The organism is Acrocarpospora corrugata (assembly GCF_009687845.1).
GTDB lineage: Bacteria > Actinomycetota > Actinomycetes > Streptosporangiales > Streptosporangiaceae > Acrocarpospora > Acrocarpospora corrugata.
On the sequence record NZ_BLAD01000052.1, the window covers coordinates 110657 to 124275 of the forward strand.

Below are 13619 nucleotides of genomic sequence, written 5' to 3' on the forward strand. Positions count from 1 at the left end.
TGGGTCAGGCCGGGACGGGGTCCTGGCCGGAGACGCCGAACAGGCCCAGGCGGGCGACCGCGCCGCGCGGGCTGATCGGGCGGCGGGACAAGCCGAGGACGCCGTCGGTGAAGGCGGGGTCGGCGCGGTCCAGCGGGAGGGCGACGGTGGCCCCCGAGGCGGCGGAGGCGTAGGCGGCGACCGTGGCCTCCAGGACGCGCAGGGCGTCCTCGCCGGTGGCGGCGGGGCGGGTTCCGGTGGCCAGGGCGGCGGTGAAGTCGGCCGTGACCGGGCTCAGGAAGCCGGTCGGCGCGGGGACCTCGATCCGGGTGGTCCCGGCGGGCGTGGTGAGTTCCAGGCTTTCGAAGGGGGCGAAAGGGCTGGTCCCGCCGCCCCGGTAGCGGATGGCGAGGCGGCCGTGGGAGCCGCTGACGTCGATGCCGCCGGGGCCGTGGCCCCAGCCGACGTTGACCAGGGCGACGGCGTCCCGGGTCTCGAAGCGGCAGCTGGCGATCTCCTCGACGCCGCCGTGCGAGCGGGCGGTGACATAGGCGGAGGCCGCGTCGATCGGCCGGCCGAGGAGGGATTCGGCCACGTAGACGACGTGCAGGAGATCCATCAGAACCCCGCCGCCCGACATTTCCGGATTCTTGCGCCACGCGGGGATGTATTCGGCCGCGCCGGGGTTGTCGGCGCAGCCCAGATAGTTGAGTATCGCCACTTCGACGTCGCCGATCGCGCCGGAGTCGATGAGCGCGCGGGCCGCGACCAGTTCGGGGAAGAACAGGTAGTTGTGGACCACGCCGAAGGTCACGCCGCCGGCCCGGCAGATCTCGACCATGGCTTCGGCGGCGGCCGGGGTGGTGGCGAGCGGCTTCTCGGTGAGGATGTGCTTGCCGGCCCCGGCCGCGCGCCGGACCAGCTCCAGCCGCAGGCCCGGCGGGACCGACAGGTCGACGACGCCGATGTCCGGGCGGGCCAGGACGGCGTCGAGTCCGTCGAGCGCGTCCTCCGGAGCGAGCCCCGCCACCCGTCTGGCGGCCTCCCGGCGACGGGGATCGGGGTCGGCCACGGCGGCGAGGTGATATCCGTTGGGCCGCTCCAGCCAAGCCGGAATATGTTGATTTATCCCGATATTTCCACATCCGATGAGGGCGACGCCGCGGGCGTTCATCCGTGCCTCGCTTCGAGGAGGGGGCGCATGAAGGCGGCGGCCCGGCGCACGCCCTCCACCGGCGGGTCGTAGGGGTCCTCGTTCTCGATGCTCAGCGCGCCCGCGTACCCGGCCGCCGTGAGCTCGGCCACGAACGGCGACCAGAACTCCGCGCCGTGCCCGGCCCCGACGGTCCGGAAGTTCCAGGCCCGCCCGCCGGGGTCGCCGCCGGTGCGCTGGTCGAGCAGCCCGGCCATGGCCAGCGGCCCGGGATTGAGCTGGGTGTCCTTCAGATGCACGTGGTAGACGGCGTCGCCGTGCGCGCGAATGATCGCCAGCGGGTCCATCCGCTGCCAGAACAGGTGCGAGGGATCCAGGTTCATCCCGATGATCGGCCCGACCTCCGCCCGCATCCGCAGCAGCGTCGGCACGTTGTAGACCAGGTGCAGCGGATGCAGCTCAAAGGCGATCCTGGTGACCCCTGCGTCTGCGGCCCGCCCCGCGAGCTCGCGCCAGAGCGGACCCGCCTGCTCCCACTGCCGTTCCAGCAGCGCCACGGCGTCCTCAGGCCACGGGAACCAGACCCAGTTCAGGGTGCTCGCCGACGGACCGTCCCCCGGGCAGCCCGACATGGTCACGATGGTGTCCACGCCGAGCCGCCGCGCCAGCTCGATCGTCTTCCTGATCAGTTCCTCGTGCCTCTTCCCGTGTACGGGATGCATCGGCCACGCCGAGCAGTTGAGCGCCCCCATCCGCAGCCCCCGCGACTCCAGCGCGTCCCGGAACCGGGCGAACGCCTCCCGGTCCGCCAGCAACTCGTCGATGCGCAGATGCGGCGCGGACGACTGCCCGCCCGCCGCGATCTCCACCGCCGGCGCGCCGATCTCGACCGCGAGATCGAGCGCGCCTTCCAGGGACAGGCCGGGCACGGAATCGGTGTACAGCGACAACCGCATGGGATCTCCCTTGGTCCCGCGGCTACAGCTTGCTGTAGCCGGAGGCGAGAAAGTCGGACTTGAGAAAGCGTTCCGCCGCGAACAGCAGGATCATGTTGGGGACCAGCAGGATGAGCGAGACCACGGCCGCATGCGCCCGTACCAGCCGTTCCCCGAGAAACGAGAACAGCACGGTCGGGATGGTCTGGTAGTCGGGGGTCCCGATGACGAACGTCAGCGCGAACTCCTCCATGCTGGCGATGAACGTGAAGATCCCCCCGGCGAAGATCCCCGGCGTCACCATCGGCAGGTAGACGAGCCGGAACTTCACCAGCTCCGACGCCCCCAGGTTCGACGCCGCGTCCGAGACGTCCCTCGGGATCGCCTCGAAACTCGTGGTCAGCAGCCGCGCCATGTACGGCATCCCGAGCAGCGTGTGCCCCAGCACCAGCCCCAGGAAGGTCTGCGAGAGCCCGAGGAAGTCGAACGCCCGGCTCAGGAACAGCGCGACGATCATGCCGGGGATGATCAGCGGCAGCAGCATCAGGATCCGGATCGCCTCCTTGCCGCGGAAGTCGAACCGGTGGATCGCGTACGCCATCGGCAGCGCCAGCAGGAACGCCAGCACGGTGGCGCACCCGGCCAGCAGGTAGCTGGTGCCGATGGCCGGCACGATCCCGGTGACCCGGAACACGAACTCCCACTGGAACAGCGACAACGAAGGCGGCAGCACGTCCGGATACGACCAGGGATGGTCGGGATCGACCAGCGACCAGGCCACCGCCATCAGGACGGGCACCCCGACCACGACCACCGCGACGGCGATCAGCAGCCACGGGACGAGCGCGCGGGGCTTGTTCATCGCGCCACCCTGACCAGGAGTTTCGCGAACAGCGTGAAGAGCCAGGCGAACAACAGGGAGGCCAGGATGATGACGATCGCGATCACCGCCGCCTGCCCCCACTCGCCGAAGTTCTTGCCCAACAGGACCATCCGGATGGACAGCGACGGCGGGTACAGCGGCCCCGCGACCGCGTTGATCGCGTAGTCGCCGAGCACGCCGATGAAGACGAGCGTGGCCCCGATCTGGATGCCGGGCGCCGACAGCGGCATCAGCACGTGCCGGAACACCGCGAACCTGCCCGCGCCCAGATTCCTGGCGGCCGACTCCAGATCCGCCGGGACGTTCCGCAGCGCGGCGGTGAGGATGAGCGTCTGGAACGGCAGGTTCTTCCAGACCTGGATGGCGACCACGCCCCAGCCCCAGTCGTCATGGGTGAGGCGCAACGGCTCGTCGATGACCCCGAGCCGGACCAGCGCCTCGTTCAGAATGCCGTGGTAGGAGATGACGTTCAGGATCAGGAAGGCCGCCACCAGCGCCGGGACGAACAGCGGCAGCCGCAGCACCGCGTTCAGGAACTTCTTCCCGGCGAACTTCCCGCGCAGGTAGAGCGCCAGCGGGTAGGCGATGAGCAGCGCGCAGAACGCGCTGACGAACGCGATCCTGACCGAATAGAGCAGCGAGTCGAGGGTCTGGCCGGTGAACGTGGCCGACCAGTGGTGCAGGCCGAGCTCGGTCTCCCCGGTGAAGGCGAAGAACCCGATGCTCTGCGCCACCGTCATGCCGAGCGAGGCGGACAGGAACACCGCCACGTAACCGACCGCGGGAAGCAGCAGCAGGATGATCAGCCAGCCGTGGTTCTTCCTGGTCACCGCAGAACCTGGATCTTGTCGGGCGGGACGGCCAGCTCGATCGTGCTGCCGGCGGGCGCGGACGCGGAGCCGTGCTGTTCCAGGCGGAGCGGCGTGCCCCCGGCGTCGAGCAGCACGTCGGTGATGTTGCCCATGTAGATGGTCTGCGTGACCGTCGCCGCGATCCGGTTCCGCATCCCGGGGACGAACGGGATCATCTCCTCCGGCCGCCAGGCGATCAGCACCTCGGACCTGCCGTCCGCCGGCGTCTCGGCCGAGGCCAGCCGCCCGACCGGCGTGTCCAGTTCGCACCCGTCCGCGGTCACCGACACCACCGAGGCCTTGAGGATGTTGGCCTGGCCGATGAACTCGGCGGTGAAACCGGTGGCCGGGTGCCGGTAGATCGTCGAAGGGTCGCCCAGCTGCTCGATCCTGCCGTTGTTCAGCACCGCGATCCGGTCAGACATGACCAGCGCCTCGGCCTGGTCGTGCGTCACGTAGACGGAGGTGATCTTCAACCGGCGCTGTAACTCGCGGATGTCGATCCGCAGCCGCTCCCGCAGCTTGGCGTCCAGGTTCGACAAGGGCTCGTCGAACAGCAGCAGGTCCGGGCGGGTCACCACGGCCCTGGCCAGCGCCACCCGCTGCTGCTGGCCGCCGGAAAGCTGCCCCGGGCTGCGCTCCGCCAGCGGCTCCAGGCCGACCATCGCCATCGCCTCCTCGACCCGCCGCGCCAGCTCCCGCCCGGAGACCCGGCGCATCCGCAGCCCGAACCCGATGTTCTCCCGCACGTTCATGTGCGGGAACAGCGCGTAGGACTGGAAGACCATGGCGGTCGAGCGTTTGTGCGGCGGGACCTCGTTCATCCGGCGGCCGTCGAAGCGGATCTCCCCGCCGTCGATCTCGACCAGGCCGGCGATCGCCCGCAGCGTCGTGGTCTTGCCGCAGCCGGACGGGCCGAGCAGGGTGAGGAACTCCCCGTCCGGGACGGTGAGGTCGAGGTGGTCGACCACGGTGTTCCCGCCGTACGCCTTGAACAGGGCCTCGACCTCCAGGACGGCCATCAGGTCACCCGCCCGTGGCTGCGGACTCCGGCCACGAGCACGTCCACGTCGTCGCCCATGATCGCGTCGACGCCGAGCGCCAGCGAGATCCGGACCGCCTCCGCGTCGTTGGTGCTCCAGGCCCAGATGGCGATGCCCGCGTCGTGCAGGGTCTCGACGAGGTCGGGGCTGATGAGTTCCCAGCGGTGCTGGATGACGGGGGCGCCCAGGGCGAGCGCCTGCCGTACTGTCTCGGCGGGGGGTTGCGGGCCGTATTCGGGCAGGCGTTCGGGGGCGAGGAGCAGCGCGGGGACGGCGGCCTTGGCCGCCGCGAGGGCGTGGTGGTCGAAGGAGGAGACGAACGCCCAGTCGAGGGCGTCGTTGTCGGCCACCAGCCGGGCCAGCCGTTCGGCCACCCGGGTGGTGTCCTCGGTGCGGTCGCCCTTGGCCTCCAGGCAGAGCGCGATGTCCTCGGCTCTGGCCAGGTCGATGAGATCCTGGGCGCGCAGCAGGCGCAGGCCCGCGAACTCGGGGCCGAACCAGCTGCCCGCGTCCAGTTCGGCGAGTTCGGCCCAGGTCAGGTCGGCGAGCGGGCCGGTGCCGTCGGTGGTCCTGTCGACCGTGGTGTCGTGCATCAGGACCAGCTGGCCGTCCCGGCTGAGCAGCGCGTCGGCCTCGATCATCTCGGCGCCCCGCTGGATGGCGGCGCGCAGGGACGGCATGGTGTGCTCGGGGATATGGGCGCGCTGACCGCGATGCCCGACCACCAGCGGCCGGCCCGCCCGCAGCCAGGGGCTGGTCACATCGGATCCTGGGATCGGGGGGCTGAGTAGACCATCGGTTCACTCCCGCTTCTCGGTCCATTGACAGGCCGGTCGCCGGACACCTAATGTCCGATGCCAGAGGTACGACCTCATACCATTTGGAGAAGTGCCGTGAAGGTAGCACGGAGCAGTTTGGTCAGGCAAGTGCAGGAAGATCTTCGTGCCCGGATCCTCGACGGCAGGTTTCCGAGCGGGAGCAAGATGCCCGCGGAGATTGAATTGGCCAGGTTGATGGGGGTGAGCCGGACGTCGCTGCGGGAGGCGGTCCAGCAGCTGGAGCTGGACGGGCTGCTGATCCGCCGGCACGGTCACGGCACCTTCGTCCGCAGTTCCCCGCTCCTGCAGAGCGGCCTGAACGTCAACCAGAGCGCGAGCCAGCTGATCCGCGCGCACGGCATGGTGCCGGGCACCCGGAACCAGACGGTGCGGCCTGCCACCCTCAGCGCGCACGAGGCCGGGCGGCTGGCCATGAAGCCGGACGACCCGATCGTCGTCCTTGAGCGGGTCCGTACGGCTGACGGAAGGAACGTGGTGTTCACCCGCGACCTCATCCCGCCGGCCCTGCTCGCCGCCGCCGGCGTGGAGATGGCGGAACTGCTCGACGAGAACATGTCCCTCTACCACTTCTACGCCGTCCGGCTCGGCGTGTCGGTGATCGACGGGACCGCGTGGATCCGGCCGGACCTGGCCGGCAAGGCCATCGCCGAGATGCTGGGCACCGCCCCCGGCACCGAGATGCTGGTCATCGAGCAGCTCGACAGGGACGCCGGCGAGAAGCCGGTCCTGCTGTCGCGGGAGCACTACGTGGCCGACGCGTTCGAGTTCGTCATCCACCGGCGTGGCCCGGCCCTGTCCGGCCGCCCGCAGCTCCCCGACAGGTAGTAGCCCCAACGACCCACCTGGAGGTAGTCGTGCCGAGACTACTGAGGCGAGCCAGCGCCGCTGCCGCCCTCTTACTTCTCCCGCTGTCCGCCTGCGCGCAGGAACCCGAAGCCGTCGCCAAGGACTACCTGGGCATGACCTGGGACCAGATCGTCGCCGAGGCCAAGGCGGAGGGCGAAGTCGTCTTCTCCGCCTGGTGGGGGGAGGAGTACTGGAAGGAGGCCGCCCGGCTGTTCGAGGAGAAATACGGCATCGAGGCCCGGCATCTGATGGGCAACAACCCGATCGACAAGATCCTCGCCGAGAAGGACCGCCGGGTCGGCACCATCGACGTGCAGCTGGTCGGCGGCGCCGCCGTCAAGACCTCGATGGACGCCGCCCTCTGGTACGGCCCGATCGCCGCCAAACTCCCCGCCTCCCCGGAACTCGACCGCGCCCTCCAGACCGCCCAGGAGGGCGTCGAGACCAAGGGCCACCTCATCCCCATCTACCGCAACCAGACCGGTTTCCTGTACGACCCGGAGAAGGTCCCCGTCCCACCCCAGACCTGGGACGAGTTCACCGCATGGGTCCAGGCCAACCCGAAGGGCTTCGCCTACCCCGACCCCAACAAGGGCGGCACCGGCGGCGCGTTCGTCCAGGCCGTCATCGCCAACCTGACCGGCGGCCTGGACAGGTACACCGCCGACACCGCGCTCGACCCGGCCAAGACGGCCGAGTGGACCGAGGCGTGGGACTGGCTGAAGACCGGCAACGAGAAGATGAACGTGACCCTGTCCAACAGCGAGGACATCGACCTGCTGAACCAGGGCACGGCTTCGCTGGTGATCGCCTGGGACGACGACGCCCAGAACGCGCTGGCGAAGGGCTCGCTGTTCAAACGCGCCGCCATGTACGTGCCCCGGTTCGGGCTGCCCGGCGGCGGGGACACGGCCGGGGTGCCGAGGAACGCGCCCAACAAGGCGGCCGGGCTGCTCTTCCTGGACTTCCTGACCAGCAGGCAGATGCAGGCGCTGATGAACAGGACCGTCGGGTCGACGCCGGCGCGGACCGACATGACGGAGTCGCCGTCGATCATCTCCGAGGAGAGCCGGGCCAATGGCACGGCGTGGATGCCGGCTCCGTACAAGGAGGCCATCCTGAAGGGCTTCACCGAGAACGTGCTGCTCCAGTAGCCGCCCTTCGACCGGGGCGCAGACGGAGCCTCCCCTCCGCCTGCGCCCTCCCTCGAACCTGACAAAGGATGATTTTTCGCACTATGTCGCCTACCAGCGAAGCACCGGAGATCGCGATCCTCGTGGACTACGACGGGACCATCGCGACCGTCGACGTCACCGACGAACTCGTCCGCACGTCGGCCTCCGAGCGGCAGTGGCTCGACCTGGAACTCGCCTACCGGCGGGGCGACATCGGCTCCCGCGCCCTGCTCCGGGCCGAGACCCGGCTGCTGCCCGGCACCGCCGCCGACCTCCCCGACCTGGCCCGCGACCAGCCCCACGATCCGACTTTCGTCCCTTTCGTCGAGTACGCGCGAGCGCACGGCATGACCGTCGAAGTCGTCAGCGACGGCCTGGGCTTCTTCGTCGCCCCCGCCCTGGCCACCCTCGGCCTCGGCGGCCTCCCCGTCTACTCGGCGGCCCTGGGCTACACCCCCACCGGCCCCGAGATCACCTTCCCGAACGGCCACCCCGCCTGCCAGGTCTGCGGCACCTGCAAACGCCAGCGCGTCCTGCTCCACCAGGCCGCCGGCCGCCACGTCGTCTTCATCGGCGACGGCTACAGCGACCAGTACGCGGCCGCCCACGCCGACACGGTCTTCGCCAAGGCCGAACTCGCCACCATCTGCGAACGCCGCGGCCTGCCCTTCCAGCGGTGGCGGACCTTCGACGACGTCCACGCCTGGCTCACCCAGGCCCAGGCCCGGGGCGCCCTGTCCGGCCCGGTGGCCCGCCCGTACGTCTGCGGGCCGGAAACCGCGCGCTGACCCCGGCGGGTTAGGGGCGGGCGGCCTCGATCAGGGCCTCGATGAGGCGGATGTCCTCGGTGCGCTCGGGGTGCCACTGGACGCCGACGGCGAAGCGGTGGCCCTGGAGTTCGATGCCCTCGACGATCTGGTCGTCGGCCCAGGCGACGGCCAGCAGGTTGGTGCCCAGGCGCTTGACCGACTGGTGGTGGGGGCCGGTGACCTCGGCGCGGTCGCCTATCGCTTTGCCGATCTTGCTGGAGACGCTCACGGTGACCGTGTGCCGGGCGGTGCCGTGCCGGTCGTGGGCGACCACGTCGGGGAGCCAGGGGATCAGGGTGCCGCCCTGGGCCACGTTCAGCATGTGCATGCCGCGGGAGACGCCCAGCAGGGGCAGGCCCGCGGCGACGGCGGCGCGGGTGAGGGCGAGTTCGAAGCGGTCGCGGTGGGTCTGCGGCTCCTCGACGCGGGAGTCGCGGGGCTCGCCGTACATGGCGGGGTCGAGTTCGACGCCGCCGGCCAGGATGAGGCCGTCGAGGCCGCGCAGGTGGTCCTCGGCCCCGGCGGGGCTGAGCGGCGGGAGCAGCACCGGCAGTCCGCCCGCTTTTTCCACCGCGCGCGTGTACGCCTGCGGGGACAGCACCGCCTCTCTGACCCAGGCGCCCCAGCGGGCAGCCTCCAGATAGGTCGTGATGCCAACGAGCGGACGGGGCATGGCGATCTCCAGGGGGTTTTTCGCGACGGCTAGCCCATCATGACGCACTCGATTTCGGTTTTGTCACGTATCCCACGTATCAATGGCAGCCATCCCGATCAATGCGAAAACTCCTCACCTTCGATGTCCGAAATCGGCGTGACCAAAATAACGGAGGATGACGTACCGATTACGGAGAGTACGCTTTCGCACCACCTTGTATGGAAACAGTTGTGACGCCCGAGTGCGAGTGGAACACTCCGAAATGAGTGTTCGGTTGAGCCGGGGCCGCCGGACGCTCGTCACCCGGAGCCGTCAGGGAGGTGGATCGACTAGACCGGAGTCGATTTCCGGTCACCTAGGGTGGGACACACGCAGATGTCGTTAAATCCGCGCCTCGTAAAAGAAAGCTTCTCGGCCATCGAGCCCGTCGCGGACAAGGCCGCCGCATACTTCTACGGGCGCCTTTTCGCAGAAAATCCGCACCTGAGGGGAATGTTCCCTCCGGCCATGGACGTGCAGCGCGACCGTCTGTTCGGCGCGCTCACCCGAATCGTCTGGATGCTCGACAGCCCGGGCAGCCTGGGGGGGTACCTGGGACAGCTGGGCCGGGATCACCGGAAATACGGCATCGTCGCCGAGCACTACACCGCGGTCGGCAACGCGCTGATCGCCACGATCAGGCGGTTCGCCGCCGAGGCGTGGAACACCGAGATCGAGGCCGCCTGGGTGGCCGCGTACACGGCCGCCGCCGATCTGATGATCGGCTCCGCCGACGCGGACGCGGGGGTGTCCCCGGCCTGGTGGCTGGCGGAGGTGATCGACCACGAGCTGCGCGCGCCGGACATCGCCGTGCTCACGCTCCGCCCCGGCCAGCGCCTGGACTTCACCCCGGGCCAGTACGTCAGCGTGCAGACCGCCCGCTGGCCGCGCGTCTGGCGGACGTTCTCGATCGCCAACGCGCCCAGGGCGGACAACACGATCAAGCTGCACGTGCGCGCCCTGCCCGGCGGCTGGGTGAGCACCGCGCTGGCCCGGCACACCCGGATCGGCGACCAGCTGCTGCTCGGCCCGCCGGTCGGCACGATGGCGCTGACCGACTCCGGCCGCGACATCCTGTGCGTGGCCGGCGGCACCGGCCTGGCCCCGCTGAAGGCCATCGTGGAGCAGGTGATCGCGTCGGGCCGGCGCCCCGGCGTGCACCTGCTGGTCGGCGCCCGCAAGGCCGTCGACCTGTACGACATGGCCGACCTCGTCCGGATGGAGTCGGGTTTCCCGTGGCTTCGCGTGCTCCCCGTCGTCTCCGAGGAACCCGCCTACGACGGCATGCGGGGCCGGCTGCCGGACGTGATGGAGCGCTTCCACTCCTGGGCGGAGCACGAGGTCTACGTCTGCGGCCCCGCGAGCATGGTCAACGAGACCGTGCGCCGCCTGCAGCGCGCCGGGATTCCACCGGGCCGGATCCACCGGGACGCCATCCAGGGGGAATCCTGACGCCCTCACATCCCGGGTCCGCCCACATGATCACGGCCTGACTGGCACGATGGGCTCAGCCGTCCGCCACGGGACTTCGCCGAGCGCATCCCACAGGAGGTCTCCCCATGGATCCGGTGCACTCCCCCACCGTCCGAGCGGCGGTGCTCTAGGTGGCCAGACCGGTCACGCTCGTCACGTTCGTGCTGCCGAGCACACTCCGCCACTGGATCGGCCACCAGACCGAGGTCAAGGTGTTCGCCGTCGCCGCCTCCGACGACGACCTGCCGACCCTGGGCGGAGCGCTCGACACGCTCCGCCGTACCCACCCGTCGCTGGAGGAGCACCTGCGCGACGAGTACGGCAGCCTGCGCCGCCACATCGGCATCTTCGTCTGCGGCGAGAACGCTCGCCGCATCGGCGGCCTGGACTGCGCGCTACCGCCGGGAGCCGAGGTGTACGTGCTCCCGGCGCTGTCCTAGGGAGCGATGCGGCCGTTGCCGTTGAAGGCTTCGTGGGTGAGCGGCATCAGCTCGGCCCAGTAGGCTTCCATCTTCTCGGCCACCATCTCGATCTCCCGCTGCGGGAAGGACGGCACGGTGGCCCGGTCGTCCTTGGTGCGCAGGGACAGGAAGTGCATCAGGGCGCGGGCGTTGCAGGTCGCGTACATGGACGAGAACAGGCCCACCGGGAGCACCGCCCTGGCCACCTCGCGGGCGATCCCCGCCTCCAGCATCTCCTGGTAGGCCGCGTACGACTGCCGATAGGACTCCGTCATGGCCCGTTCGACCAGGGCGTGCTGCTCGTCGGTGCCGTCGGCGAACTCGTACTTGCCTGGCCGGCCCTCCTGGATGAGCTTGCGGTCCTTGCCCGGCACGTAGAAGACGGGCTGGAGTTCCCGGTACCGGCCGCTCTCCTCGTTGTAGGACCAGACCCGGTGCCGGTGGAACTCGCGGAACACGAAGATGGGCGCGCTGATGAAGAAGGTCATCGAATTGTGCTCGAACGGGCTGCCGTGCCGGTCGCGCATCAGGAAGTTGATCAGCCCTTTGGACCGCTGCGGATCCTTGTGGACCTCTTCCAGTGACTGCTCCCCCGCCGTCGAGACCCGGGCCGCCCAGAGCACGTCGCTGTCGGACGCGCTGTGCTTGACCAGTTCGACGGTCACATCACTTTGGATCTTTACCATGACCTTCAGTTTAGAAGAAGATCGGGTGCCGGCCGGGCGCGCCGTACCGGCACCCGGGTGATCAGGTGATGTCGCGCTTGGTGGTGGTGATGTTGGCGACCACGGCGAACAGCACCGCGTAGCCGGCCAGGAGCAGCGCCCCGCCCCAGGCCGGGAGCAGGTCGGGCGCGCCGAGGCCGGTGTCCACGTCGATGCTCATCAGCGCCTGCGAGCCGCCGCCGGGCAGCCACTTGCCGACGACCTGGAGGGCCGGGATGGCCGCGAAGATCGACTCGATCACGTAGGCCCAGACGATCGCGCCGATCAGGGCCGCGATCTGGTTGCGGATCAGCGCGCCCAGGCCGATCCCGAACATCGCGTACAGGGCCAGGCTGGCGCACACGCCGATGATGATCTGCGGCACCCGGTTGCCGGTCAGCGCGATGTCGCCGCCGGCGGAGAGCACCGCGATGACGCAGACCACGCCGACGACCACCAGGGACACCACCGCGAACAGCAGGCCGACCACGACGCCCGCGCCGAGCTTGGCCGCGATGACCCTGCCCCGCTGGGGCGTGGTGAGGAAGGTGCCGGTGACGGTCTGGTAGCGGTATTCGCTGGTCATCATGATGACGCCGAGGATCATCGTGAAGATGGTGCCGCTGGAGGCGGCGGACAGGCCGATCGGCAGCCAGGCCGGGTCCTCCAGCGCGGGCAGTCCGGGCGCTCCGTTCTGGGCGGGTTCGCCGGCGAAGAAGATGATGAAGAACAGGCTGAGGCCGGTCAGCAGCAGCATCACGATGAGCATCGCCCACCAGATGCGGGTGGTGAACAGCTTCTGCAGTTCCGCCTTGATCAGGTTGCTCATCGCACGCCCTCCACCGTGGCCTGGGTCTCCTCGGTGAGTTCGAGGAAGACCTGCTGCAGGTCCGAGCGTTCCTGGGTGACCTCGGTGATCAGCACCCGGTGGTCCAGGGCGAGTTGCCCGATCGCCTCGGCGTCCAGCCCGTAGACCCGGAGCAGGCCGGGTTCGACCTCCTGCACCCGGGCGCCCGCGGCCTCCAGCGCCGGCCGGAAGTCGGCGGTGGTCCTGACCCGGACGGCGCTGTCGCCGTTCTGGGTCAGCTCGGCCAGGGTGCCCTGCCGGACCAGCCGGCCGCGCGCGATGATCACGACGTTGTCCACGGTCTGCTCGACCTCGGACAGCACGTGGCTGGAGACCAGCACGGCGGCGCCACGCTCGTGCGCCAGGTGGCGCAGGAAGCCGCGCAGCCACTGGATGCCCGACGGGTCCAGGCCGTTGGCGGGCTCGTCCAGGATGAAGATCTTGGGCTCGCCCAGCAGGGCGGAGGCCAGGGCCAGCCGCTGGCGCATGCCGAGGGAGAAGCCGCCGACCCGCTTCCCCGCCGCGTCGGCCAGGCCGACCGTCTCCAGCGCCTCGTCGGCCCGCCCCGGCGGCAGCCCGGCGGCGGAGCACATGATGCGCAAGTGATTGCGGGCCGTGCGGCCCGGATGGAAACTGGTGGCCTCCAGCACGGCGCCCACTTCGGTCAGCGGGTGCGTGAGTGAGGTGTAGCGCCGCCCGTTGACCAGGGCTTCTCCCGTGTCCGGGGTGACCAGGCCGAGCAGCGAGCGCAGTGTCGTGGTCTTGCCCGCACCATTGGGCCCGAGATATCCGGTGACGGACCCGGCCTCCACGGTGAAGGAGACATCGTTGACGGCTCGTACGAGCCCGAACGATTTCGATAGGTTTCTAATCTCAATGGCACTCATCAGGCAAAATTATCTGCCCAAGATCCAGGGGTTGTCCTCC

15 protein-coding genes are annotated in these 13619 nt (G+C 69.7%); 5 read left to right on the forward strand and 10 right to left on the reverse strand.

The window, feature by feature from the left end; translation table 11 throughout:
* Window positions 1–4: 4 nt before the first annotated feature.
* From Acor_RS18760 to Acor_RS18785, 6 genes are read right to left on the reverse strand one after another with little or no spacing between them, the layout of a single operon-like run.
* Window positions 5–1153, reverse strand: a complete 1149-nt coding sequence (locus Acor_RS18760) for a Gfo/Idh/MocA family protein (RefSeq protein ID WP_155337980.1) — start codon at window positions 1151–1153, stop codon at window positions 5–7.
* Window positions 1150–2088: a sugar phosphate isomerase/epimerase family protein gene (locus tag Acor_RS18765; protein ID WP_155337981.1), complete on the reverse strand. Its 939-nt coding sequence runs from the start codon at window positions 2086–2088 to the stop codon at window positions 1150–1152. The genes Acor_RS18760 and Acor_RS18765 overlap by 4 nt, the downstream gene beginning before the upstream one ends.
* Window positions 2089–2110: 22 nt before the next feature.
* Entirely contained in the window at window positions 2111–2929 is an 819-nt protein-coding gene (locus Acor_RS18770) for an ABC transporter permease (RefSeq protein ID WP_155337982.1), read from the reverse strand.
* Entirely contained in the window at window positions 2926–3780 is an 855-nt protein-coding gene (locus Acor_RS18775) for an ABC transporter permease (RefSeq protein WP_155337983.1), read from the reverse strand. Before Acor_RS18775 ends, Acor_RS18770 begins: the two co-directional genes overlap by 4 nt.
* Complete coding sequence (locus tag Acor_RS18780) at window positions 3777–4823, reverse strand: ABC transporter ATP-binding protein (protein ID WP_155337984.1); 1047 nt, start codon at window positions 4821–4823, stop codon at window positions 3777–3779. Before Acor_RS18780 ends, Acor_RS18775 begins: the two co-directional genes overlap by 4 nt.
* Window positions 4823–5605 carry a glycerophosphodiester phosphodiesterase gene (locus tag Acor_RS18785; RefSeq protein WP_155337985.1) on the reverse strand — a complete coding sequence of 261 codons (783 nt, stop codon included), beginning with the start codon at window positions 5603–5605 and terminating at the stop codon, window positions 4823–4825. The genes Acor_RS18780 and Acor_RS18785 overlap by 1 nt, the downstream gene beginning before the upstream one ends.
* A gap of 93 nt (window positions 5606–5698) precedes the next feature.
* Between Acor_RS18785 and Acor_RS18790 the strand changes: the two genes are divergently transcribed.
* The 3 genes from Acor_RS18790 to Acor_RS18800 all read left to right on the forward strand — a co-directional run bounded on the left by Acor_RS18790 (window position 5699) and on the right by Acor_RS18800 (window position 8492).
* The gene (locus tag Acor_RS18790) at window positions 5699–6508 is read left to right on the forward strand and encodes a GntR family transcriptional regulator (RefSeq protein ID WP_155337986.1); all 810 of its coding nucleotides are present in this window, start codon (window positions 5699–5701) and stop codon (window positions 6506–6508) included.
* Between the two features lie 29 nt (window positions 6509–6537).
* The gene (locus Acor_RS18795) at window positions 6538–7683 is read left to right on the forward strand and encodes an extracellular solute-binding protein (RefSeq protein ID WP_155337987.1); all 1146 of its coding nucleotides are present in this window, start codon (window positions 6538–6540) and stop codon (window positions 7681–7683) included.
* 83 nt (window positions 7684–7766) lie between these two features.
* Entirely contained in the window at window positions 7767–8492 is a 726-nt protein-coding gene (locus Acor_RS18800) for an HAD-IB family phosphatase (RefSeq protein WP_170316992.1), read from the forward strand.
* A gap of 10 nt (window positions 8493–8502) precedes the next feature.
* On the opposite strand, the gene Acor_RS18805 is transcribed toward Acor_RS18800, so the two are convergent.
* Window positions 8503–9186, reverse strand: coding sequence for a gamma-glutamyl-gamma-aminobutyrate hydrolase family protein (locus Acor_RS18805; RefSeq protein WP_155337989.1), 684 nt, complete (start codon window positions 9184–9186; stop codon window positions 8503–8505).
* 357 nt (window positions 9187–9543) lie between these two features.
* Between Acor_RS18805 and Acor_RS18810 the strand changes: the two genes are divergently transcribed.
* Window positions 9544–10659 carry a globin domain-containing protein gene (locus tag Acor_RS18810; protein ID WP_155337990.1) on the forward strand — a complete coding sequence of 372 codons (1116 nt, stop codon included), beginning with the start codon at window positions 9544–9546 and terminating at the stop codon, window positions 10657–10659.
* Window positions 10660–10811: 152 nt separating this feature from the next.
* Complete coding sequence (locus Acor_RS18815; RefSeq protein ID WP_155337991.1) at window positions 10812–11120, forward strand: ubiquitin family protein; 309 nt, start codon at window positions 10812–10814, stop codon at window positions 11118–11120.
* Here Acor_RS18815 and thyX read toward each other — a convergent pair.
* The 3 genes from thyX to Acor_RS18830 all read right to left on the reverse strand — a co-directional run bounded on the left by thyX (window position 11117) and on the right by Acor_RS18830 (window position 13579).
* On the reverse strand, window positions 11117–11827 hold the full coding sequence (gene thyX / locus Acor_RS18820; RefSeq protein WP_155337992.1) for an FAD-dependent thymidylate synthase: 711 nt from the start codon (window positions 11825–11827) through the stop codon (window positions 11117–11119). The two genes, Acor_RS18815 and thyX, sit on opposite strands and share 4 nt — an antisense overlap.
* A 61-nt stretch (window positions 11828–11888) precedes the next feature.
* Window positions 11889–12674 (reverse strand): ABC transporter permease, encoded by a 786-nt coding sequence (locus Acor_RS18825; RefSeq protein ID WP_155337993.1) that lies wholly within the window; start codon window positions 12672–12674, stop codon window positions 11889–11891.
* On the reverse strand, window positions 12671–13579 hold the full coding sequence (locus tag Acor_RS18830) for an ABC transporter ATP-binding protein (RefSeq protein ID WP_155337994.1): 909 nt from the start codon (window positions 13577–13579) through the stop codon (window positions 12671–12673). The genes Acor_RS18825 and Acor_RS18830 overlap by 4 nt, the downstream gene beginning before the upstream one ends.
* Between the last annotated feature and the right edge of the window lie 40 nt (window positions 13580–13619).

Excerpts from the sequence above, each read along its gene's own strand:
- Acor_RS18790 (WP_155337986.1), top strand. The coding sequence starts at position 5,699 with ATGCCAGAGGTACGACCTCATACCATTTGGAGAAGTGCCGTGAAGGTA.
- Acor_RS18810 (WP_155337990.1), top strand. The coding sequence starts at position 9,544 with ATGTCGTTAAATCCGCGCCTCGTAAAAGAAAGCTTCTCGGCCATCGAG.
- Acor_RS18760 (WP_155337980.1), bottom strand. The coding sequence starts at position 1,153 with ATGAACGCCCGCGGCGTCGCCCTCATCGGATGTGGAAATATCGGGATA.
- Acor_RS18825 (WP_155337993.1), bottom strand. The coding sequence starts at position 12,674 with ATGAGCAACCTGATCAAGGCGGAACTGCAGAAGCTGTTCACCACCCGC.
- Acor_RS18765 (WP_155337981.1), bottom strand. The coding sequence starts at position 2,088 with ATGCGGTTGTCGCTGTACACCGATTCCGTGCCCGGCCTGTCCCTGGAA.
- thyX (WP_155337992.1), bottom strand. The coding sequence starts at position 11,827 with ATGGTAAAGATCCAAAGTGATGTGACCGTCGAACTGGTCAAGCACAGC.
- Acor_RS18770 (WP_155337982.1), bottom strand. The coding sequence starts at position 2,929 with ATGAACAAGCCCCGCGCGCTCGTCCCGTGGCTGCTGATCGCCGTCGCG.
- Acor_RS18805 (WP_155337989.1), bottom strand. The coding sequence starts at position 9,186 with ATGCCCCGTCCGCTCGTTGGCATCACGACCTATCTGGAGGCTGCCCGC.
- Acor_RS18830 (WP_155337994.1), bottom strand. The coding sequence starts at position 13,579 with ATGAGTGCCATTGAGATTAGAAACCTATCGAAATCGTTCGGGCTCGTA.
- Acor_RS18800 (WP_170316992.1), top strand. The coding sequence starts at position 7,767 with ATGTCGCCTACCAGCGAAGCACCGGAGATCGCGATCCTCGTGGACTAC.
- Acor_RS18780 (WP_155337984.1), bottom strand. The coding sequence starts at position 4,823 with ATGGCCGTCCTGGAGGTCGAGGCCCTGTTCAAGGCGTACGGCGGGAAC.